This is a genomic window from Salegentibacter salarius, from assembly GCF_900168265.1.
Lineage (GTDB): Bacteria > Bacteroidota > Bacteroidia > Flavobacteriales > Flavobacteriaceae > Salegentibacter > Salegentibacter salarius.
This window is the reverse complement of record NZ_FVZF01000001.1, coordinates 198,812-221,474: the sequence shown is the minus strand read 5'-3', so window position 1 is coordinate 221,474 and position 22,663 is coordinate 198,812. Positions and strand designations below refer to the sequence as shown.

The window sequence follows — 22,663 nt, the reverse complement described above, 5'->3', positions numbered from 1 at the left end:
ATTTCAGAATCTAAGTTGAAGTAGATATTAGACCCTGAAACGAGTTCAGGGTGACGTTAGAAGAACAATCCTTCCCAAATATTTTCTTTCTAAATTACTGCACCAAAAAATCCTTCAATTCAGCATAATCTGAAATTTCGAAGGATTTTTTTTCTTTATTCATCGCTTCCTTTATTGAAGCCGGAATTTCGACCTTCTCTCCTATCACTTCTTCCACAGTTTCCAGGAATTTTACCGGATGTGCTGTTTCTAAAAACGTTCCGTAGTATTCAGGGTTTTCAGCTAAAAACTCCTGGAGTCCCAAATATCCAACTGCGCCGTGAGGATCCATGACATAATTGTATTTATCCTTTACCTCTTTTATAGCTTTTCGTGTTTTATCATCAGAATAACTAAAAGATGAAAGTTGCTGTGACAGCGAATTAAATTCATTGTCAAACAATTCCAGAATCCGAACAAAATTACTTGGATTCCCAACATCCATGGCGTTAGAGATAGTTTGTACGCTTGGTTTTGGCGTGTATTTCTTAGATTTCAAATAGCGGGTCACCACATTATTATCGTTATTCGAAGCAATAAAGTGATCTATTGGCAATCCCATTTTCTTGGCCAGCATCCCGGCGCAAATATTACCAAAGTTTCCACTAGGCACCGAAAATGCAAGTTTTTCCTTCTTTTCAGCTAATTGCTTATAAGCGAAAAAATAGTAAAACATTTGCGGTAACCAACGTGCTACATTTATAGAGTTTGCAGAGGTCAGTTGGCGTTTCTCACTTATTTCTGAATCAGAAAACGCTTTTTTAACCATATCCTGGCAATCATCAAAATTACCATTTACTTCCAATGCTGTGATATTTTGTCCTAAAGTAGTAAGTTGTTTTTCCTGAATTTCACTCACTTTTCCTTTAGGATATAAGATCACCACATCTATCCCTTCAACTCCTAGAAACCCATTTGCAACCGCCCCGCCGGTATCACCAGAAGTAGCTACCAATACGGTAATTTTCCCCAGATTCCCTTTTTTTACAAAATGTCCAAGACATCCTGCCATAAATCCGGCGCCAACATCCTTAAAGGCCAAGGTAGGACCATGAAAGAGCTCCAGGGTTCCAGTATTTTCTGAAATTGGTACTACCGGAAATTCAAAATCTAATGTCTTTTTAAGAATTTCCTGCAGGCCATTTTTTTCAATTTCATCACCCACAAAAGCCTTTATAGCTTCAAAAGCGATTTCCTCTTTTGAATATTTATCCAGGTTTTGGAAAAAATCCTGGGAGAGCTTAGGAATTTCTTCAGGAAAGTAGAGAGCTTTTCCGGGAGCAAGCCCCCTAACGACCGCATCTTCAAAGGAAACTTTATGATTTTTATCGTTTAAACTTCTGTATTTCATTTGTTTAAAATTTCTCCCCAGTTCGAGGAATTAGCTTCGGGATTCCAATCATATCCCTGTGGTTTACCATTTTTGCGTCCAGCATCATGCTGGTTTCATTAGTTGATTATTTTTATTCCTTCCGGATTGATTTTCGATAAATGAAGATCGAAATCTATATTTTTATCCTGATAAAACTCCTGGAATTCGGCTTTTACTTTTTCAGCTACAATATCTCCTTTACACAAAGCAAAAACCGAAGGTCCCGAACCGGAAATACCAAAACCCAGAGCCCCGTTTGCTGAGGCTAAGGCTTTCAGATCATCGAAATAGGGAATTAAAATGGAACGCACAGGTTCTATAATTTCATCTTTCAAACTTCTACCTAATAAATCATAATCCTGAGTATAAAGCGCACTTACCAGGGCTGCCAGGTTTCCCCATTGACTAATGGCTTTTTTTAATTCCACATTCTGCTTGATGATAGAACGAGAATCTCTGGTTTTAAGCTCAATTAGAGGGTGTAATATCAACATTCGTAATTTCGGCAAACTTGGTAAACTTATTATTTCCAAAGGTTCGTAGCTCTTTACAAGACTAAAACCACCCAACAAAGCCGGTGCTACATTATCGGCGTGAGCATTTCCGCTGGCAAGGCGTTCTCCTTCCATGGCGAATTTTATCAACTCATTTGTGGAAAAAGGTTCCCCGAGTAATTTATTAATACCGAATACGGCTCCTGTAGCGCTGGCTGCACTACTACCGATGCCACTGCCGGCTTTAATATTCTTTTTTATTTCTATATCGAAACCCTGCTTTTCGCCCAATTCAGTTAATAGAGCTTTTGCCGAAACACCGGCTACATTTGCATTAACTTCTAAAGGCAAATCCTGACCGGTAATTTTGGTGATTCTTAATTTCTGTTCTGAATTCTTAGAAATAATCATCTCGTCTCCAACTCCATCTAAACAACAACCAAGAACATCAAAGCCGCAGGAAAGGTTGGCCACGGTAGCCGGCGCAAAAAGTTTTATTCTATCCATAGCCTATTTTTTTCCTATTCTTATCACATCGGCAAAAATTCCTGAAGCAGTAACCTCAGCTCCGGCACCGGCGCCTTTTACAATTAAAGGTTGCTCGGGATAACGTTCGGTGAAAAATAATACAATATTATCGCTACCGCTTAAATTATAAAACGGATGTTGAGCATCTACCGATTGTAAACCAACCACAGCTTTCCCATTTTCCAATTGTGCAACGTATTTAAGTTGTTCGCCTTTTTCTTCAGCAGACCTATATATTTCCTGAAATTTTGGTTCATCTTTCTTCAATAATTCAAAAAAGTCTTCATTATTGGTAGTCGCTAAACTTTCTTCCGATAGGAAATCTTCACTTTCAATATCTTCTAATTCCATCTTTTGACCACTTTCCCGCGCCAGGATTAGAATTTTTCGAGCTACATCTACTCCACTTAAATCTATTTTTGGATCGGGTTCTGTATAGCCTTCTTCCATTGCCTTTTCTACGGTTTTATAGAAAGGCTCTTCCGCTTTATACGTGTTAAAAACAAAGTTTAAACTTCCTGAAAGCACCGCCTGTATCTTGGTAATTCTATCTCCGGAAGCCACGAGATTTTTAAGAGTATCTATAATTGGTAAACCGGCTCCAACGTTAGTTTCATATAGAAATGAAGCTCCATATTCACGGGCCAGGTTTTGCAGTTCCTGGTAATTTTCAAAACTATCTGCACAGGCAATTTTGTTACAGGTCACCACAGAAACCGAATTCGCTAAATATTCTTTATACCAGGCAGAAATTTCTGCACTCGCCGTGTTATCTACAAAAATGCTATTTCGCAGGTTAAAGGAATCCACTTTTTTAAAGAATTCAGCTTTGTCGGCTTTCTCTCCTTTTTCGAGTGCTTTTTCCCAATTTTGCAGATCAATTCCATTTTCATCAAAAAGCATTTTTCTCGAATTTGAAAGCCCATGTACGCGAACTTTTAACCTTAAATTTTCCAGTAGAAATTTCTCCTGCTTTTTTAATTGATTCAATAGCTTACTTCCCACATTTCCAACTCCTGTAATAAACAGGTTTAATTCTTTAGATGGCACTTCAAAGAATTGTTCGTGTAAAGTATTCAGTGCTTTTTTCACATCCTTTTTCGCGATAACCGCTGAAATATTCCGCTCTGAAGAACCCTGTGCTATTGCACGAATATTAATGTTATTATTTCCTAATGCACTAAACATTTTTCCGCTTAAACCGTGATGACTTTTCATCCTATCCCCAACCAGCGCAACAATGGCTACATTTTCTTCAATTTCTACCGGTTTAATCTTTTTATACTGAATTTCAACCTCAAAAGCTTCATCTAAAGCTTCTTTGGCCAGCTCTGCTTCATCATCCTTTACCGCGATACAAATACTATGTTCTGAAGACGCCTGGGTAATCAATACCACGTTGATATTCTCCAGAAAAAGCACCTCAAAAAAGCGCTTGGAAAAACCCGGGATACCAACCATTCCACTGCCTTCAATATTCAGCAACTTTATAGAATCTATATGGGTGATTCCTGTAACCCAGCGAAAATTCTTTTCGGAAGACCTGGAAATTAAGGTTCCATCTTCATCGGGTTTAAAGGTATTTTTAATACGAATACTAATTTGTTTATCCAGTAAAGGCTGTAAAGTAGGCGGATAAAGCACTTTGGCTCCAAAATGAGATAATTCCATTGCTTCCTGGTAAGAAATGTCCTTTAGCGGATAAGCGTGCGGTACAATTTGCGGATTTGCTGTATACATTCCATTCACATCTGTGTAGATCAGTACTTCTTTCACATCTAAAGCGGCACCATACAAGGCTGCAGTAAAATCTGAACCGCCCCGCCCTAGCGTACTGGGAACGCCTTGTTCATTTCTAGAAACAAACCCGGGAGCGATAAACAAAGAGGCATCTTTTTCGGCAAAATACTTCTCAATATGAGCATTGGTTAATTGATAATTGACCTGAACTTTTTCGTTGGTATTTTTACAAACAATCAATTCTCGGGAATCAACATATTGAGAATTTACGCCAAGATTTTTAAAATATTCCGCAATAATTAATGAAGACAAAACTTCCCCAAATCCTGAAACTACGTGTCGGGTTTTATTAGAAAGCTCGTTCAGCAGGTAAACTCCTTCGTACAAAGTTTCCAGCCTATTAAGCTCGGTTTTAACCTTGCTTAAAATACTGCTTTGTGCCTGTACGGGAATTAATTCTTTTACTGCTTCCAGGTGGCGTTTTTCGTTTTTTACGAGCAATTCTTTATAGGCAAGGTCTTCTTTTGAAGCCAGATCTGCCATTTTCAGCAAATCATTTGTCACCCCACCAAAAGCTGAAAAAACAACCAGGGTTTTATCTTCTTTTAAATGTTTTTGAACAGTTTTTGCTACGAGTTTTATTCGTTCTGGAGATGCCAAAGAGGTACCTCCGAATTTTAGGACTTTCATAAGTCAAAATGGTTAAATTAGAATGATTGTGTTTTAAAAAACAGGTGTGTACAGAAGCGCTATGTAGAATTATACCCCAAAAGGGGTAATACGAATAATAGTCATGCCAAAAATGCCCAAGCCAAGAACGCTTGTTGAAGTGTGGAAATTAGTGTTTTTTGTAATCTTCATTTTTGACATTATTCTGGTAATAAAAGTATATATTTTCAGAGGTATTACAAACAAAAATGAGCCTTTGGGGTAAGAATTATGAATTTCTTCTTATTGGATAAAAAAAATACCCGATCATTAAAATAATCGGGCATTTTTCGAACTGAATTATTAAATACTTAAAGATCACTTATATAACTACCGTATAAATCTTTAAATTGAACGCCTTTGGCAAACCTATGTTTACTTAATTTTTTGAATTCAACCAGAGCCCACAGCAAAAACTCCTTTAAGAAGTAAGAATCTTTTTCTGAAATTTCAGGATGGTATTTTTTAATAAGGTCATTCAAAGGTTTTACCGAATCTAGTTTTTGCTTGTAATCTGCATCTGAAAGATCATCGGGTAATTCGAAACCGCTTTGTTCAAAAAACCATTCTACCAAATCGTCATAAGGTGTGGTTTCGTCTGGTCTTTGTAACTTTTCAATCTTAGGAAAATACTGCGGGAATAAAGTTTTTACCGCATCGCCAATTAACTGTAAAGCTACACTAGCCGCTCCTTCTTCTTCCCCCTCATATACAAGTTCTACTTTCCCGGTAATTGCAGGTACAACCCCAAGAAAATCGCCAAACCTCAACAGGGTTTCCTCATCTCCAGATTTCAATGAGCGTCTTTCGGCAGTACTCAACAGGTTCTCATAAGCCGTAATACTTAGCCTTGCACTTATCCCGCTTTTTTCATCTATGAATTCACTTTCCCGTGCCTCAAAACTAATTTGTTCCAATAGATCTTTGGCCAGTTCGGGAACATAAACCAGTTCACTTTGTCTTTTATCAAGTTTAGCCTCCTGCGCGGTAATAATTTTAGCAGTTTCAATGCTATTTGGATAATGGGTTAGAATTTGAGACCCAATCCGGTCTTTAAGCGGAGTTACAATACTACCTCTATTGGTGTAATCTTCAGGATTCGCAGTAAATACAAACTGCAGGTCTAATGGTAATCTTAGTTTAAATCCTCGGATTTGGATATCGCCTTCCTGAAGAATATTGAATAAGGCTACCTGGATTCTTGCTTGTAAATCTGGTAGCTCGTTAATTACAAAAATACTTCTATTTGTACGGGGAATCATCCCGAAATGAATTACGCGATCATCGGCATAACTTAATTTTAAGTTTGCAGCTTTAATAGGATCTACATCACCAATTAGATCGGCCACCGTCACATCTGGTGTGGCAAGTTTTTCAAAAAATCGTTCTTCTCTATGCACCCAGCTTATTGGAGTTTCATCTGCTTTCTCCTTCACTAACTCTCGAGCGTATCGGGAAATAGGATTCAAAGGATCGTCGTTGATCTCTGATCCCTGTACCACGGGCATATACTCATCAAGCAGATTAACCATTAAACGAGCTAACCTGGTTTTTGCCTGACCTCTTAAGCCAAGTAAATTGATATTATGGCGGGATAAAATTGCTCTTTCCAGTTCGGGAATCACACTGTCTTCGTAACCGTGAATCCCGGGAAAAGTTGGTTCATTTTTCTTAATCTTTTCAATTAAATTCTCCCTAAGTTCTTCTTTAATACCCCGACTTTTATATCCGGATTTTTTAAGTTCTCCCAGTGTATTTATATTTTCTTTTTTCATGTTTGTTTTTTATTTCTGATTAAACCCTCCGTCTAAATTTCTATCGAAATTCAGCCACCTCCCTTTTGAAAAGGGAGGAACTTTAAGGGGTTTTAAAATTATCTTTAATTTCTTTTAAAACAGTAGGTAGAAAGTCAAATACCATTTTATTCTCAAAACGAATAACATTGAACCCCAAACTTTCTAAATATCTAGTTCGTTTTAAATCTTTTTCTTCTATTGTACTGTTTAAATGTACTTGACCATCTAACTCTACTATTAATTTTTCTGAAGCACAATAAAAATCTACTATATAATTTCCTATGCTATGTTGTCTTGTAAACCTCTTTCCTTCAAGCTTTTTAGCTTTTAAAAAATTCCACAGAAAAGCTTCAGCCAAAGTCATATTTTCTCTTAGGAACTTACGGTATTCCTTTAATTCCTTGCGCGTATGAATTTGTTGTCTTTTCAGCATCATACTTTTTAATTGCTCCCCTCTTTAGATAAAGAGGGGAAGTTTTGGTTGCAAACCAAAATGGGGAGTTTGAATTTTATTAATTCCCCCTAATCCTCTTTTTTCTATTGGTTTCGTAATCTTCAAAGATCATTTCTCCTAAACCTTTTAGACCTGTATAAAATGCCTTACCCTGATTGGCATAGGTGAATTCCTTAACAAACTGCATTAAATAAGGATCCTGGGCGATCATAAATGTAGTGATAGGAATATGTAACTTCCTAGCCTGTCTAGCCATGGTATAGCATTTTCCTAGAATATAAGGATCCAGCCCCATACTATTTTTATAATAAGAACCATCCCGTTCTCTCAGGCAACTTGGTTTCCCGTCGGTGATCATAAAAATCTGGCGATTGGTACTACGTTTTCTTCTTAAAATATCCATAGCCAGTTTTAAACCTGCAACGGTATTGGTATGATATGGGCCAACTTTTAAATAAGGAAGATCGGCAATAGAAACCAGCCAGGCATCGTCACCAAAAACAATAATATCAAGGCTATCTTTTGGATATCTGGTAGTGATCAATTCGGCGAGTGCCATGGCGACTTTTTTTGCCGGAGTAATACGATCTTCGCCATAAAGTATCATACTATGGCTAAGGTCTATCATTAAAACCGTGCTCATTCGGGATTTGTAATGTGTTTCTTCAACCACCAAATCCTCTTCGGTCATATTAAAATCTCCTATCCCGTGATTGATCTGTGCATTACGCAGACTTTCGGTAACCGAAATTTTATCTGGGGTATCTCCAAATTGAAATGCCTTAAAATCGCCGGTATGCTCATCTCCCCGGCCTACGTGATTTGTTCTATGACTGCCGGAAGCGCTTTTTTTAAGTCTTCCAAAGATTTGATCTAAAGCCTGCTTTCTAATAGCACGCTCGGTTTTAGCGGTAATGGCCATTCCACCACCTTCATCTTCACTTTCTTCTTTGATGTAACCTTTTTTCTTAAGGTCTTCAACAAAATCATCCAGTGTATAATCTTCTGTAGTTAACTTATATTCTTCATCTAGCTGTTTCAGCCAATCCAGCGCTTCATCTAGATCGCCAGAAGTATGGGTTATCAATTCTTTGAAAACCTCGAACAATCTATCAAATGGCGATTTGTCCGGTTCTTCAAATTTATTAAAAACAAATCCGCTGCCCTGTCTGTAATCTTTCTTCTTCATAATCCTAAAATTACAGTATTTTGGGTAGAATTGGAAAATCTTTAGCTCCAACAGTGATTAAACTTATGTTAATCTATAAATTTGTGATTGTTGCAATTGAGCTTTATATTGTTATTCTTTTCTTAATTACTTCAGCAATTAATAAGGAGTTTAGAGATTTGAATATTACTAAATATAGACTGTAAATAAATGAGAAAAATAATACTAAGCCTTTTATGTTTAAGCCTGGTTTTTAGCACTTACGCCCAGGATTCTCCCTATGAAACCAATACCTGGAAAGATGGTGTATATATTGCAGGCGCTGTTGGTTTAAACGTTTTAGGATTTACTTTTATTCAAAATAAAGAATCACTATCCGAATCTGAACTTAATGCACTTAATAAAAATGACATTTGGGGAATAGACCGGTGGGCAGCGGGAAATTATTCTGAAAAGGCAGATGCTGCAAGCTATATTCCTTTTTATGCTGCCTTGGGAATGCCGCTGGCCTTTTTACCCAGCGAGGCCGAAAGAAAGAATTTTGGTCAAATAAGTGTTCTATTTGTTGAAACTATGGCTACTACCGGAGTTTTTTATACTATGACGGCCGGTTTAATAGATAAAAGTAGGCCATTGGTTTATAACGAAGATCTTCCCACGGGTGAGCGTACTGAAGGTGGTGCCCAACGCTCCTTTATAGCGGGACATACGGCCGTGGCAGCTGCAGGAACTTTTTTTGCTGCCAAGGTTTTTAATGATTTTCATCCAGATTCTAAAGCAATACCCTATGTATGGGGAGGCGCTACGGGAATTTCGGTATTAATGGGTTATTTACGTACCAAAGCTGGAAAGCATTTTCTAACCGATAATATTGCAGGGTTTGTAGTAGGAGCCGCCAGTGGTATTTTAATTCCCGAGTTACATAAAAAAGGCAAAGAAAATATTGATCTCTATCCCACTGCCAATTTTAATGTGAATGGCACTGGTATAAATACCAAGGGCCTTGCCCTTACCTATAAGTTTTAAGCTAATTCTCTATGGAAATTTCAGAAATAATAATGCTTATAGCCTGCGGACTATTTTTAATTCCCAGCCTGGCATCTGCAACACGTTTTGATCAATGGTGGATACGAGCTTTCGATTTTCCACGACTGCAAATTTCAATACTTATTAGTGCGGTAATTATTGTAGCTATTATCGTTTTTGATTTTTCTGAAGTAATTCATTTTATCGCTATTGCACTACTCTTAGTGAGCCTCATTTACCAGGTTGAAAAAATCTATCCTTATACCTGGTTTGCAAAAAAGGAAGTCATGCAATTTGAGGATGGAGATCCATCCGATAATATTTCAATCCTGGTAAGCAATGTGCTTACTCCAAATAAGGATTATCACAAACTTCTTGAAATTGTAAACCGTAGGCAACCCGATATTTTACTAACCCTGGAATCTGATGAAAAATGGGAAGAAGCATTAAAGGAGCTGGAAGAGGAATATAAATATTGTATAAAAGTACCTCAGGATAACCTATACGGAATGCACCTATACTCTAAACTGAAGTTGGAAGAAACCGAGATCAGGTATTTGGTGAAAAACGATATTCCTTCTATTCACGGGTTTGTGCGCTTAGATGATAATTCAAAAATTAGAATTCATTGTATGCATCCCAAGCCACCAAGTCCTTCTGAAGCTGATACTTCTACTAATCGTGATGCAGAATTACTGATGCTGGGAAGAGATGTGCGGGAACAGGATGATAGTGTTTTGGTATTTGGAGATCTAAACGATGTGGCCTGGTCCAGAACCACAAGGTTATTCCAGCAAATGAGCGGATTAATAGATCCAAGAATTGGTAGAGGATTTTTTAATACTTTCCACGCCGATTATCGTTTTTTTAGATGGCCCTTGGATCACGTTTTTCATAGTAATGATTTTACCCTGGTGGATATTGCCCGCGAAAAACATATAGGCTCAGATCATTTCCCAATGTATATTAAATTGAATTTTGAGCGAAAGGCAGAATTGGAACAAAATAAACCAGAAGCTGAAGAAGAGGAAAAAGATTGGGCTCAGGAAAAAATAGATGATGCTCAACCCCGTGAAAAAGGTGTTTAAACCCGTTCGAAAAAATGACTTATTTCTGAAATTTCTTTTACTTTTTCACAATCTGAAGAGCGAATAGGTTTTTCAATAAATAAGCGTACCATACTGTATTTTTTAGCTTCTTCCTTATCCTCTTTGTTAATTGAAGAGGTAACCATAACCACATGATAACTAGATTTTTGTTCGTTATTTTCTAAACAGTCAAGAAAATCCCAGCCATTCATATTAGGCATATTGATATCTAAAAAAATAAGGAAGTCCTTTTTATTTCTAGGTTGCTGCTGTTCATTTAAATAATTTAAGGCATCATCAGCCTTATTAAAACAAACCGGGTTAGATGCGATCTCGTGATTTGATATCATTTTCTTTTGAATAAACACCACAATTTGATCGTCATCTACGATAATTACTTCAAGCATTCTGGAGAGTTTAGGGCAAGGGCTTAAAAATCTTCTTCGGTCTTATTGGTGATTTTTCTAATAATCTTATCAAGCTCTTCAGACGAATTTAAGATATTATCTATAATTTCCTCAATATTATCCAGGTTATTTCTTTCATTTTTTAATAAATCTATTAAACCCATAATTCTTGCTAAAGGCGCCCTAACTACGTGAGATTGTGTCCAGGCAATTTCCCGAAGCCTTTCATTACTGCGCTCTATGGCATTAATATATTTTCTTCTTTCGGTAATGTCCTGTACAGAACCAATTATACGCGAAGGTTTGCCTTCAGCATCACTAATCACATAACTACGGTCAAGGATATACTTATAGTTTCCGTTAGCACATTTAAAGCGATATTCAATATTCAATAGCTTTTTGTGATTGTTGTAAATTTCCTTAGTAGCTTCAGTTACACGCTTGGAATCCTCGGGGTGCAGACGCTCCCTCCACCATTCTCGGGAAGTTCCCAGTTCGTCCGGGCTATATCCAAAAATATCATGGATCGCATTGCTAAACTGAAAAGTATCGTTTTCAATATTATAATCGGTAATTAGATCGCTGGTAGCTTTGGCAACAATATCATAACGCTCCAGGCTTTCTCTTAATTCCTTTTCCTGTAATTTAAAACTGGTAATATCTCTTGAAGTTGCCACCAAACCATTTACTGCAGGATCATCTCTTAAATCACTTATAATAGTTTCTAACCATCGCCACTCACCTTCTCCATTTTTATATCTATAGGATGGCAATTGGAAAGATTTTACTTTATTACCTAGAAATTTGATCTTGTCTTCTATATACGGATGGTCTTCACTATGAATAAACTCGAATGCATTACTTCCTATCAGTTTATCAGGGTTTATACCTAAAATATTCTTTGCACTAGGGCTAATATAAGTATAGTGAAAATTTTCATCTAAAATACTTATCACGTCGCTGCCATCCTGCACCAGGGCCTTAAAACGCTGCTGACTGTGTCTTAATTTTTTTTCAGCTTTAAGTTTTTCGGTAATATTGTGCGCCAAAGTAACGCGAGCTTCCCTGCCTCCAAATATAATAGGGTTACTTTGAACATCTATAAAAAGAAGGTTCCTGCTTTTAGTATAATGCTTAACTCTAATACTGGAGAAATCGTGAAAATTATCCTCTACAGTTTGTTCTATTTCATCCTCATCATCTACCCACAGATCTCTCACAGTCATTTTCATGAATTCTTCTCTAGAATAGCCGTAGAGGTTTATGGCTGCTTGATTAACGTCTAAAAATTCAAGGGTATGTCTATCTAAAACCCATTTTGGTAAAGGGCTGGAATCAAATAATGTTCGGTACTTTTCTTCAGACGCATAAAGCTGCCGCTGTACCTTTTTTCGCTCGATACTGTAATGGATGCTTTTAGAAAGATTTGAAGCATTAATTTCATCTTTCAGGAGGTAGTCTGAAACGCCCCAGGAAAGAGTTTTCATTCCATAATCCTTATTGGTATATCCTGTTAGTACCACCACCGGTGCACCATTAGCCAAAGCCAGGATTTCTTTTACTAGAGTTTCGGTATTTTTAATATCCGGGAGTGATAGGTCGAGTAAGACGGTATCAAAATTTTTGGAAGCCTGGAGCATTTCTTTCGCCATTTTAAAATTTTCGGCGCGCTGCAGTTCCAGTGCTGCATGTTCTTCGGAAAGATAATCTTCTATAAGAATAAAATCGCCCGGGTTGTCCTCCATAACTAAAACCTTTAATTCCCCGGAATTTTGAATCATTTAATACTATTTTAAATAACAAACTAAGAATTCGTATGAACTGAATCAACCAGTTACAAGAGGTAAACCTGAATTTAAAGCCTTCAAAATTAAAAGCACTTAGCTTCGCATTACAAAGTAAATTACTTCGGAGCAAGCTCACGAAACATTAGGATTGCAAAATACAATCTGATTTCGAAGCAAGCCTCTGAGCATTTTAATCTCGATTATCAAGTAAATATACTAAAATTGTTTTGGGATTGTAAAATAAAAGCTGCTCCCTTCCCCAAGCCTGGAGTCTACCCAAATTTCACCACCAAAATTATCTACGATCTTTTTACATATTGCCAGGCCAATTCCGGTTCCTTCATATTCATCGCGCTGATGTAAACGCTGAAAAATTATAAAAATTTGCTCCTTGAATTCTTCTTCAATCCCGATACCGTTATCGCTGATTTTAAATTCCCAATGCTTCTCTTTTTCTAAAGATGAAATTTTGATTTCTGGCTGCCTTTCTTTTGAATAATACTTTAAGGCATTGCCTATTAAATTAGAGAATAATTGCCTTAACACCGGTTCTTCAACCTCCAATTCTGGCAGTACACCTATTTCAATTTTAGCATTTTTTTCTTCAATAGATTTTTTTTGAAGTGATAGCACCTCAGAAACTAAGTGCTCGAGATTAACTGCTGTAACTTTATGCGCTACCCGTCCCACCCTTGAATATTCAAGTAAATCTAAAATTATTTGGCGCATTCGGGTTGCACCATCGTGCGCAAAATAAATATATTGTTGCGCTTTATCATCTAATTTATGGTCGTATTTTTTCTTGAGCTGTGTTAGGAAACTAGTTACCATTCTAAGCGGCTCCTGCAGGTCGTGTGAGGCTATATAAGCAAATTGTTCAAGTTCTTTGTTAGATAATGCTAATTCATCCGCATGTTTTTTAAGCGCCGCGTTTAATTCTTCTAAAGCCTTTTCTTTCTCTTTAATTTCAGTAATATTTCTTGAAATCCCAACCAGGCCTTTTTTATTATCCCCAAATTTAAAGGGAACTTTGGTTAACAGTGTATAATTTTTTTTACCATTAAAATTCTGATCTATATCCTCGCGATTTATTACAGGAATACCATTATTCATAACCTGTGTGTTATCTTCGAGTACTTTGGTAGCTTCTTCTTTTTCAAAAAATTCTAAGGCCGTTAGTCCTAAACTTTCCTGTTCATTTTCAACCCCATAATAATTTTTATAAAAACTATGGTTGGTTAAAATAGTTTCGTGCTTTTCATTCACTACAAAAATATGATCTGGAATATAATCTATAATTGCCCTAAACATATTATGTTCTTCCCGCAGTTTCTGCTCTATTTCCACCTGTTTAGTGATGTCTTTGGCAATTCCGTATACCCCGGTTATTTTCTTATTGACATATATTGGAAAGTTTGTGACATCAAGCACCTTTTTTGTTCCTTTAAGACTTATAAAATTAGTTTTATAACGCTGCACTTCATCTGAAACTGCCATGGAAGAGTGCATCATTACACGATCTCTATCTTCTGGCGCGATTAAAGGTAAAAAATTAACTTCTCTTACTTTTTCCCTGGGACCTTCTACAAGATTTAAAGCAGCTTCGTTAAGATCTACAAAGTTACCTTTAAGATCAAACGAATAGACAACATCAGGATTATAATCAAATAAAGACTGAAAAGCTTGCTTGCTATTTTCTGCCATTAATTCCTGTTTTTTTCTATCTGAAATATCTACAATCGTGGTACTGGTTCTCTTTTCACCATCATTATTGGTATAAATAACAGAATGTACCTCACAAGGAAAAGTCTCGCCATTCTTTTTAATTCCTACCAATTCCGTTCTTAATTCGCCGGCTTTATTTCTCTGCTGAACGGCCATTTCCAAGTCGGAATTCTTTTGCATTATATCTTCCCGACTTAATTGTTTCAGTTCTTTAATACTATAACCAAAAAGTCTACACGCAGCCCTATTAACTTCTACTATTAGACCATTAGGATCAGACAGAAAAATAGCTAGAGAGGAATTCTCCAGAATATTTTTTAATTGGATTATATTTTCAGACGAATTAGTATCCCTAGGAGGAACAACTTTTATGCCTAGCGAATAATTTTTAATATTTCCCTCATCATCTAAACAAGGACTACTAAAAATCTCTATAGCTTCAGTTTTTGAAAAAGCAAAGACATTGTGAAGTACCCCTTGATTTGTTTCAAAATCTCCAAGGAATTCAGTCCAGATCTCAGGTGGAAATATTTCTTTTACACTTAGCTGCGCCTTAAGTCTTTTTTTAAAGTGTTCTTTAGAAATTCTTCTGCGGAAGTATTCCAACTTATAATTTCAAAATTCCCATCAATTTTTAAAACCGGTGTTGTTATTTTTTTCATTGAGGCGCAGTTTGAATTTACGGTTTCTTTTTATAAAAACGATTTAGAAATAGAAACGCCGGCACCAAAATTAGGACCTTCAATTTCGCTAAAATCGGATCCTAGCTGAAGATTTAAGTTCACTACATTTTGGAGTAAATTTAAGTCGAGGTAAGTAGAAAGAACGTGTTTCCCATTGGTATTTGCACTTCCTTTTCCGCCATAATTCTTCCTGAAACTTCCTAGAAATCTATATGGCACCTTATTAAAGGCCATCCCGCTTAAACCTAAATGATGTGCAATTATTTTATTGTTATTTATCCTAAATCTATCTGGCCCAAGGGTAATAAATGGAAGCCCCAGCACTCTATTTTCGTAAGTCCAACCAGATCGGTATAAATTATTATTGAAATAATTATCCTCACCATCGGTGGTGGGTGTATTTTTACTTTGATTTTTGGTATAGTAAAATTCATACATTACTGCTTGAAACCAGGAATCTAAAGAAGCCGCAGGATCTTCTATAAAAATGCCGTAACGTCCATCAGGGGTATTTCTTAGCAAACTGCCAGAGCCGTCTTCGAATAAATGATTGTAAATAAATTCAACATTATAACCAGCTAATATGGTTTTGATATTTATCTCGTAACTCCCCAAATGATTTCCTAAACCGTTAATTTCCTGCTCAGAAATTCCATCTCCCGTGTCTTCGCCTGCTCCTCTTCCAGTAACTGCCCTGGTATAAGCTTCAAAATCGGAAGGAAGATCTCCGAATTCCGGGTGTGTGCCGCCCCATTGTACAAAGTGTCTCAACCCAGCTAAAATTTGAAATTTAGGTGAAGATTTATAAACTAAATGGAAGCTTTTATGATGAAGACGGGTGTTTTCTACAAAACGCTCATCATCCATAAGGTATTCTTCAAATGAAGCCTGGAACCCAAATCCGCGATTATTTTTAAAAAATATGGGGCGTCTAGTAAAAAGTCGAATTCCGGGAAGTGGTCTTGCATTTAAAGACCATAAAATGCTTTGGTTAGTAGCGCTTAATCCTCTATACAATTCTTTGCGCTGTTTACGTCCCGCCACAATTCCCAACCAGGAATTATTAAAAGCTAAATAGGCTTCATCTAATTGAAGTTTATCGGAAAAACCGTCCTGGTAAAGTGCTCCCAGCCCAAACTCTAAATTAGAATTTTCAGAAAGATTATAAAATCCGTGAGTGCTAATAAAGCCTGAAAAATTGGTAAGTTCATCTATTCTTCCTCTTTGATTGGTGTGCAACCAAAATGGAGAGTTCTCCTCGCTATACAATAATCCGGTTGCGTTCACTTGTCCACTGAACTCAAAATTTTGTGCGTGGACATTTAGGAAAAAGGAAAGAAATAAAAATACTAGTAAATTTTGTTTCATAAGTAGGCGTTAAGACTTTTCAAATATGCTTAATTCGATTTAAAAATATGTAATTTTATGTTTCTAAAACTTAGAAATGCTATCCATTTTTCAGAAAAAATATTTTTTAGTCGATTTGCTGGAAGGTTTCACCGATTTCCACAATCATTTACTGCCCGGTATAGACGATGGTGCTAATAGTGCAGAAGACTCTATAGCAATGATCAAAAAATTTAATGAATTTGGAGTCACTAATTTTGTAGCCAGTCCTCACGTTATGGGAGAATTTTACCCCAATACTCCAGAGACGATTTTTCCCGCTTTGGAAAAAGTAAAAAAGAATTTGCCACACGGAAATTCTATTAAAGCTGCAGGAGAATATATGATGGATCAATATTTAATAGATCAACTGGAAAAGAATAATGTATTGAATGTTGCAGAAAATTGTGTTTTAGTAGAGATGTCGTATTTTCAGGCACCTATTAATTTAGCTGAAATCCTATTTAAAATTCAGAATACAAATTTAAAACCAATACTAGCTCATCCAGAGCGTTATGCTTTTTATCACGATAGCAGTTTTGATAAGTATAAAGACCTAAAAACAAGAGGATGTGATTTCCAATTAAATATGTTATCCCTTACCCCTCACTATGGAACAGGAATACAAAAGAAAGCCTTCCAGTTACTTGAAAGAGGGATGATTGATTTTATTAGCAGTGATGCCCACAGAATGGAACACCTGGAAAAAATCGGGAATATAAAATTAAAGAAAAAGCAGCTTAATCTTCTAGAACCTATAATTGAAAAATCCAAAGCCTTGTTTAAGTAAACAAAACTCTGGACTTACAATTCGATATAAAATTAAGAATGTATATCCCCTTTCACTCATAGAAGTGAATTTATGAAAAAATCGTCATGCTGAACTTGTTTCAGCATCTAACACGAATAGTACCTACCACTCACCTTAGACCCTGAAACCAGTTCAGGGTGACGTTAACATTTAAAAGTATGACTGCTGTTTACGGATATTCAAAAAATTTAGCCTAGGAAATCTTATTTATTTCCAAACATCTTGTTTTTTATTCGTTGCCAGCGAGATTCTTTATCGGCACCGTAACCATATCCGTAGCCATAAGAATACCCATACTTAGCTCCATAAGAGAATTTTGAATAATCCACATCATTTAAAATAATCGCCGGGCTTTTAAGTTTTCCCTGTTGCTTAAGTTCTTTAGGGAAATCCAGCATCTTTTTATCAGTGAAATCAGCTCGCACAACATACAAGGTAGTATCAGCCAATGGACTTACTAACAAGGTATCTGTTACTATCATAGTTGGAGCGGTATCCACCAGTACATAATCATAAACTCCCCCTGCATACTCTAATAAGCTTTCTAATCGATCATTCATAAGAAGTTCTGCAGGGTTAGGTGGAATAGGGCCTGAAAGAACCATATCTACTTTTATCCCTGCCTGTTTTTCTATAGAAATAACTTCATTTTCAGTAACTTCAAAATCGTACAAATAATCTGAAAGACCTTTAGGTGCCGCATCACTTATTTCGCCATACCTATGAAGTTTGGGATTACGAATATCTGCACCAATCAGTAAAACTTTCTTTCCCGTACTCGCTAAAGTACGTGCCATATTATAAGATACAAAGGTCTTTCCTTCTCCTTTAATAGTAGAAGTGACAAAAATTATCTCTCCCTTATCTTTATCTTTATTCTGAAATAAATAAGCAAGGTTTGTCCGTAAAATCCTAAATGATTCAGCCAAGGGAGTACGATCGTTTAATTCGATACGTTCATTTTGCTCTCCACCAATACGCGGCACCTCCCCGATAAACGGAATATGCTTTATCAACCCACTTAATTCGCCTTTATGATGAACTTTAGTGTCCAGCATATTCTTAGCGAATATTATCAGGATTGGAATTATTAATCCAATAATAAAACCTCCTGTTAAAATAAGCCATGGCTTAGGATCAACAGGGTCGTTATTGGTAAAAGGAGCATCAATAACCCGGGCTACAGAAGCTGTAGCAGCAAAAGAAATAGCCGCCTCTTCTCTTCTTTGCAGTAGAAATAAATAAAGTTGCTCTTTAATCTGTTGCTGGCGTTCTATACTTCGCATCCCTTTTTCAAGCCCAGGAAAGTTACTGAACTGGCCTTGTGCAACATTTCCTCTTTGATTAAGTTCTCTTAACCGTACGTTGAGTGAACGCCTGGTACTTTCAATATTTTCAAAAAGGTTTTCTCTTAAACTGTCTAGCTGTTGAGTTATTGTTTTTACGATAGGATTACGCTCTGTACCTCCTTCAAGGTACATATTACGCTCCATAATAAGAGTATTGTAAGAATTCACAAGTCCAGAAACACCACCTTCACTGATACCCACATCAGGTAGTAGCTCGTATTTACCTTGATTTCTTAGTAATTCCTCTACTGAATTTAAAAGTTCCAACTGAGTTTCAATATTAAAAATCTCTTGCTCAGTAGCTGTAAATTTTGACTGAAACTGGGAAGCCCCGCTACTAACATCCATTATTTGGTTATCCCTTTTAAAATCAGCGATGTTTACTTCTACTGAATCTAACTCCGTAGTTATCATTTCAAGTCTATCCTGAATAAATTTTGTAGTATTTTCTGCTACCTCCTGTTTATTTTTAATACCTTCTTCATTAAAACGCTCCATCAATTTACTAAGAAAGTCCTCCGATTTCTCTGGAGTATTCTGAACTAAACTTAAGGATAAAATATCCTTTGCCTGCCCTTTTTGAGCTATTTGCAATTTCGAAATATATTCTGCAGCTACAGATCTGAGAGGTTGAATTTTGATATTTACCGAACTAGTCTTTCGAAAAGTCCCTTCTTCTTCACCCGATTTCGGTAAAATAGTGAATTGAATATCATCTAATTTAATGACTTCCCCTATATTATGAGTTTCTGAATATTTACTTGCCTCGTCTTCTAGTTTAAATGAAGTATCTGATATAGGGGTTACAATTAAATCTTTGGAAACAGAATGAACAATACTATCCGGGGTGATGAATTCAATTAAAACAGGACTGGTTTTATAAGACTCAACAGTAATTACATTTCCCTCTGTAAAATAGCTGATATTATGATCTAATTCATCAACAACACTTTCTACAAGTTGTTTGGATCTTAATTTTTCTATGTGATTTTGAATACCTTCATCTACAAGTGAAAAAATACCAACACCTCCTGACGAACCAGCGTTCAAGGCATTATTCTCCTGATCGTCTACGATCATCATTGTAGCTTCAGTATTATATTTCGCAATAGTGTACCTATTATATAAATAGGCTATCAAACCGCCGATAAGAAAACCTAAAAGAATCCACTTCCAATATGCAAGGTACTTAAAGAGTTCAGCTTTTAAATCGAAGGTAGATTCTTCTTTATCCTCGTTAAAATCGTTTAATTCTTCCATTTAAAGACTATTAATTAAAAAGTAAAGGCTAATTATTGTAGTTCCCACTGAAATGATCCCCTGATAACTAGTAAAAAATCCGGCGGATTTAACAGTCCTATAAGTAGGCTCAACATATACCAAATCATTTTGCTTTAAATAATAAAACGGACTATCAAACAGATCAGATTCGGTCATATCAATATACCCTACAGTTTTTACTCCATTGACCTCTCTAATAATCTTAATATTTTCTCTTTTCCCGTTATAAGTGATATCCCCACTCATTGCCAAAAGTTCGGGCATAGTAACTCTCCCGTCTGTTATTTGGACTCTTCCGGGAGAACCAACTTCTCCCAAAACTGTTACACTAAAATTTACAATCCTAACATCCACTACAGGATCTCTTACGTATTCAGCTATCTGCTTCTGTAATTTTTGCTGAATTGCGGTACGCGTTAGTCCCTCTACTTCTACTGTGCCAAGAACGGGAAAGTTAATAGTACCCTCAGGGCTCACAAGGTAACCTGTTAACGAAAGGTTTTGGCCACCACCGCCCCCGGATTGGCCACCTTGTTGGTTCATTTGAAATGGAGCTACTATTTCTTCATTTACCGAAGAAGAAGAGATATTAATTCTTAGTACATCATTGGCTTCAATTTTCGGTTCGTAATCCAATAGATTTTCTTTGCCTTCCAGACTTTGAGAATTATGGAAATAGACCACATCATCTTTGGTAGCGCAACTTGATACAATAATACTTAAAATAAGAAACCATCCCAGTTTCCCTATAGATTTGAACATGCAATTGTTTTTATTCACTTATTACTTCTTCTTTGTTATCCAGGCTTTCAAATAAAGAATTATTACTCTTGAATTCCGGGATAAGTATTTTTAATTTTTTAACCATCTTTTCTGCCTTTAATGAATTGGCTGAATTAATGATTTTCTCAATTTTCTCTTTTATCAATTCGTGATCTCTAACTACCTCCTGACCTATCATAATTTTCTTATGATGTGTAGGAAGTGTTTTGCATTCATCATTTAATAATTCTTCATAAAGTTTTTCTCCGGGTCTTAGTCCGGTAATCTTTACTTTAATATTTTTATTTGGATCATAACCGGCAAGTTTAATCATTTTTATAGCCAAATCCATAATTTTAACCGGTTCTCCCATATCAAAAATAAAGATCTCTCCACCTTTTCCCATTGCCCCGGCTTCAAGAACCAGCTGGCAAGCTTCCGGAATGGTCATAAAATATCTTATGATATCGGGATGGGTTATAGTAACCGGCCCTCCTTTTTCTATTTGCTTTTTAAACAAAGGCACTACAGATCCATTTGAGCCCAGTACGTTACCAAAACGGGTTGTGATAAATTTTGTAGTATTTGAGTCTTCTTTGATCCTGGAATGATAAAGCGACTGAACGTACATTTCAGCGGCTCTTTTAGAAGCCCCCATCACATTACTCGGATTAACCGCTTTATCAGTAGAAACCATTACGAAATGTGAAGCTTGATACTTTAACGAAAGATCGGCGAGATTTTTTGTTCCCTGGATATTTACAAACACCGCTTCGTGAGGATTCTCCTCCATTAATGGAACATGCTTATAAGCCGCGGCGTGGTAAACCACATCAATATTCTGATTCTGGAACATAAGCTCTAAGCGCTTAAAGTTACCTACGTCACAAATAATGAATTTACAATCCAATTCAGGGAATTTTGCGTTTACTTCCAGACTTAACGAGTGAAGCGGAGTTTCAGCCTGATCAAGAATAATAAGTTTCTTTGGGTTGTACTGGGCTACCTGTCTTACTATCTCGCTTCCTATAGATCCTGCTCCACCAGTAACCAAAATAGTTTTTCCGGTTAGTTGCTCGATCTTATTTTCAGGATTAAGCCTAATAGGTTCACGTTCTAAAAGGTCTTCGATTTGAAGAGACTTCACCTTTTTCGCGATAGGCTGAGTATCTTCACCCCAGGTTGAAACAATTGGTGCATTAAATACCTTAATATCGTTTTCAAGACAATCTTTTACAAAGTTAAATTTTTCTTCGGCCGAAAAATTATTTTCAGAAAGGATAACCGCTTCTGCATTTACAGATTGAACAGCTTTATGAATTTCAGAAGAATAATTAATTACCGGTTTATCCAGCAATCTTATACTTTTATTGTGCCTTTCATTGGTCAGAAAACCCACAATTTTAAATCTCCTGGGGATTTCTATATCAAGCGCACCTGCTATAGAAATGGCGTTTTCATCAGCTCCAAGAATAACCGCATTTAAGATGTCTTCGTCCCGACTAACTAGTTTAAAGTATTCATATATCTGTTTCACCCCTAGTCTGAAAAGAAATAGCAAGGAAAAAGAAATACATAAATTAATGAACAAACCGCCTACCAAGAATATTTTCTCCCCTGTAACGAAAAAAGTTATATAATTAATAACCAGCAATGTAAAAAACGAACTCATGGTAGCCAGGAGCAACTTCAAAGCATCTATATTAGAAGAATATCTAATAATCCCTGCGTAAGTTTTAAAAATATAAAAGTAGAAAATATGAACTGCTATTACGATAAAGGCCTTATCATAAAAACTGAGCACCGTATAATAATTTGGAGTAAGATCTATAATAAGTAAAACGGTAAACAGGGTAGAAATCGCCACCAGAGAAAGGTCTATCAAATAAACCGCCCACCTGGGAAGATACTTTATATTCCTTAAATCGAGGGCGTTATCGGTTCCCGAGAGTATATTTCTTAATATCTTATTTACCTTATCTCCCATAATTGTTTACTCGATAATCGAGATTAAATACTCCGAGGCTTGCCTCGAAATCAAATTATATTTTCCAATCAT

General features: G+C 36.3%; 16 protein-coding genes. 3 read left to right on the top strand and 13 right to left on the bottom strand.

Features of this window, described 5'->3' with window-relative positions:
- Positions 1-94: 94 nt before the first annotated feature.
- From thrC to B5440_RS00870, 6 genes are all read right to left on the bottom strand, one after another.
- Entirely contained in the window at positions 95-1,390 is a 1,296-nt protein-coding gene (gene thrC / locus B5440_RS00895; RefSeq protein ID WP_070052449.1) for a threonine synthase, read from the bottom strand.
- A gap of 98 nt (positions 1,391-1,488) precedes the next feature.
- Positions 1,489-2,412 carry a homoserine kinase gene (locus B5440_RS00890; RefSeq protein WP_070052450.1) on the bottom strand — a complete coding sequence of 308 codons (924 nt, stop codon included), beginning with the start codon at positions 2,410-2,412 and terminating at the stop codon, positions 1,489-1,491.
- A 3-nt stretch (positions 2,413-2,415) separates the two neighbouring features.
- Positions 2,416-4,863, bottom strand: coding sequence for a bifunctional aspartate kinase/homoserine dehydrogenase I (gene thrA, locus B5440_RS00885; RefSeq protein WP_070052452.1), 2,448 nt, complete (start codon positions 4,861-4,863; stop codon positions 2,416-2,418).
- 329 nt (positions 4,864-5,192) lie between these two features.
- Positions 5,193-6,656, bottom strand: a complete 1,464-nt coding sequence (locus B5440_RS00880) for a magnesium chelatase (protein WP_070052456.1) — start codon at positions 6,654-6,656, stop codon at positions 5,193-5,195.
- An 82-nt stretch (positions 6,657-6,738) separates the two neighbouring features.
- Positions 6,739-7,110: an endonuclease domain-containing protein gene (locus B5440_RS00875; RefSeq protein WP_070052745.1), complete on the bottom strand. Its 372-nt coding sequence runs from the start codon at positions 7,108-7,110 to the stop codon at positions 6,739-6,741.
- Positions 7,111-7,189: 79 nt separating this feature from the next.
- Entirely contained in the window at positions 7,190-8,320 is a 1,131-nt protein-coding gene (locus tag B5440_RS00870) for a vWA domain-containing protein (RefSeq protein WP_070052458.1), read from the bottom strand.
- Positions 8,321-8,509: 189 nt separating this feature from the next.
- Between B5440_RS00870 and B5440_RS00865 the strand changes: the two genes are divergently transcribed.
- Together B5440_RS00865 and B5440_RS00860 are read left to right on the top strand one after the other, a co-directional pair.
- A complete protein-coding gene (locus B5440_RS00865) occupies positions 8,510-9,325 on the top strand; it encodes a phosphatase PAP2 family protein (protein WP_070052460.1) in 816 nt (271 codons plus the stop codon).
- An 11-nt stretch (positions 9,326-9,336) separates the two neighbouring features.
- Positions 9,337-10,413: an endonuclease/exonuclease/phosphatase family protein gene (locus B5440_RS00860; RefSeq protein ID WP_070052461.1), complete on the top strand. Its 1,077-nt coding sequence runs from the start codon at positions 9,337-9,339 to the stop codon at positions 10,411-10,413.
- On the opposite strand, the gene B5440_RS00855 is transcribed toward B5440_RS00860, so the two are convergent.
- The 4 genes from B5440_RS00855 to B5440_RS00840 form a co-directional block, all read right to left on the bottom strand.
- Complete coding sequence (locus B5440_RS00855) at positions 10,410-10,820, bottom strand: response regulator (RefSeq protein WP_070052462.1); 411 nt, start codon at positions 10,818-10,820, stop codon at positions 10,410-10,412. The genes B5440_RS00860 and B5440_RS00855 overlap by 4 nt on opposite strands.
- A gap of 23 nt (positions 10,821-10,843) precedes the next feature.
- Complete coding sequence (locus B5440_RS00850) at positions 10,844-12,601, bottom strand: PAS domain S-box protein (protein WP_070052464.1); 1,758 nt, start codon at positions 12,599-12,601, stop codon at positions 10,844-10,846.
- A 222-nt stretch (positions 12,602-12,823) separates the two neighbouring features.
- Positions 12,824-14,938 (bottom strand): PAS domain-containing sensor histidine kinase, encoded by a 2,115-nt coding sequence (locus tag B5440_RS00845; RefSeq protein ID WP_070052466.1) that lies wholly within the window; start codon positions 14,936-14,938, stop codon positions 12,824-12,826.
- 86 nt (positions 14,939-15,024) lie between these two features.
- Positions 15,025-16,383, bottom strand: coding sequence for a capsule assembly Wzi family protein (locus tag B5440_RS00840; RefSeq protein WP_070052467.1), 1,359 nt, complete (start codon positions 16,381-16,383; stop codon positions 15,025-15,027).
- A gap of 76 nt (positions 16,384-16,459) precedes the next feature.
- On the opposite strand from B5440_RS00840, the gene B5440_RS00835 reads away from it, so the two are divergent.
- Positions 16,460-17,191, top strand: a complete 732-nt coding sequence (locus B5440_RS00835; protein WP_070052469.1) for a tyrosine-protein phosphatase — start codon at positions 16,460-16,462, stop codon at positions 17,189-17,191.
- 224 nt (positions 17,192-17,415) lie between these two features.
- Here B5440_RS00835 and B5440_RS00830 read toward each other — a convergent pair whose 3' ends face one another.
- The 3 genes from B5440_RS00830 to B5440_RS00820 are packed head-to-tail and all read right to left on the bottom strand — an operon-like array spanning position 17,416 to position 22,591.
- A complete protein-coding gene (locus B5440_RS00830) occupies positions 17,416-19,821 on the bottom strand; it encodes a GumC family protein (RefSeq protein WP_070052470.1) in 2,406 nt (801 codons plus the stop codon).
- A complete protein-coding gene (locus B5440_RS00825) occupies positions 19,822-20,604 on the bottom strand; it encodes a polysaccharide biosynthesis/export family protein (RefSeq protein WP_070052746.1) in 783 nt (260 codons plus the stop codon).
- A gap of 10 nt (positions 20,605-20,614) precedes the next feature.
- On the bottom strand, positions 20,615-22,591 hold the full coding sequence (locus tag B5440_RS00820) for a polysaccharide biosynthesis protein (RefSeq protein WP_070052472.1): 1,977 nt from the start codon (positions 22,589-22,591) through the stop codon (positions 20,615-20,617).
- Between the last annotated feature and the right edge of the window lie 72 nt (positions 22,592-22,663).

Excerpts from the sequence above, each read along its gene's own strand:
- B5440_RS00860 (WP_070052461.1), top strand. The coding sequence starts at position 9,337 with ATGGAAATTTCAGAAATAATAATGCTTATAGCCTGCGGACTATTTTTA.
- B5440_RS00875 (WP_070052745.1), bottom strand. The coding sequence starts at position 7,110 with ATGCTGAAAAGACAACAAATTCATACGCGCAAGGAATTAAAGGAATAC.
- B5440_RS00840 (WP_070052467.1), bottom strand. The coding sequence starts at position 16,383 with ATGAAACAAAATTTACTAGTATTTTTATTTCTTTCCTTTTTCCTAAAT.
- B5440_RS00850 (WP_070052464.1), bottom strand. The coding sequence starts at position 12,601 with ATGATTCAAAATTCCGGGGAATTAAAGGTTTTAGTTATGGAGGACAAC.
- B5440_RS00855 (WP_070052462.1), bottom strand. The coding sequence starts at position 10,820 with ATGCTTGAAGTAATTATCGTAGATGACGATCAAATTGTGGTGTTTATT.
- thrA (WP_070052452.1), bottom strand. The coding sequence starts at position 4,863 with ATGAAAGTCCTAAAATTCGGAGGTACCTCTTTGGCATCTCCAGAACGA.
- B5440_RS00825 (WP_070052746.1), bottom strand. The coding sequence starts at position 20,604 with ATGTTCAAATCTATAGGGAAACTGGGATGGTTTCTTATTTTAAGTATT.
- B5440_RS00870 (WP_070052458.1), bottom strand. The coding sequence starts at position 8,320 with ATGAAGAAGAAAGATTACAGACAGGGCAGCGGATTTGTTTTTAATAAA.
- B5440_RS00890 (WP_070052450.1), bottom strand. The coding sequence starts at position 2,412 with ATGGATAGAATAAAACTTTTTGCGCCGGCTACCGTGGCCAACCTTTCC.
- B5440_RS00880 (WP_070052456.1), bottom strand. The coding sequence starts at position 6,656 with ATGAAAAAAGAAAATATAAATACACTGGGAGAACTTAAAAAATCCGGA.
- B5440_RS00830 (WP_070052470.1), bottom strand. The coding sequence starts at position 19,821 with ATGGAAGAATTAAACGATTTTAACGAGGATAAAGAAGAATCTACCTTC.
- B5440_RS00820 (WP_070052472.1), bottom strand. The coding sequence starts at position 22,591 with ATGGGAGATAAGGTAAATAAGATATTAAGAAATATACTCTCGGGAACC.
- thrC (WP_070052449.1), bottom strand. The coding sequence starts at position 1,390 with ATGAAATACAGAAGTTTAAACGATAAAAATCATAAAGTTTCCTTTGAA.
- B5440_RS00865 (WP_070052460.1), top strand. The coding sequence starts at position 8,510 with ATGAGAAAAATAATACTAAGCCTTTTATGTTTAAGCCTGGTTTTTAGC.
- B5440_RS00835 (WP_070052469.1), top strand. The coding sequence starts at position 16,460 with ATGCTATCCATTTTTCAGAAAAAATATTTTTTAGTCGATTTGCTGGAA.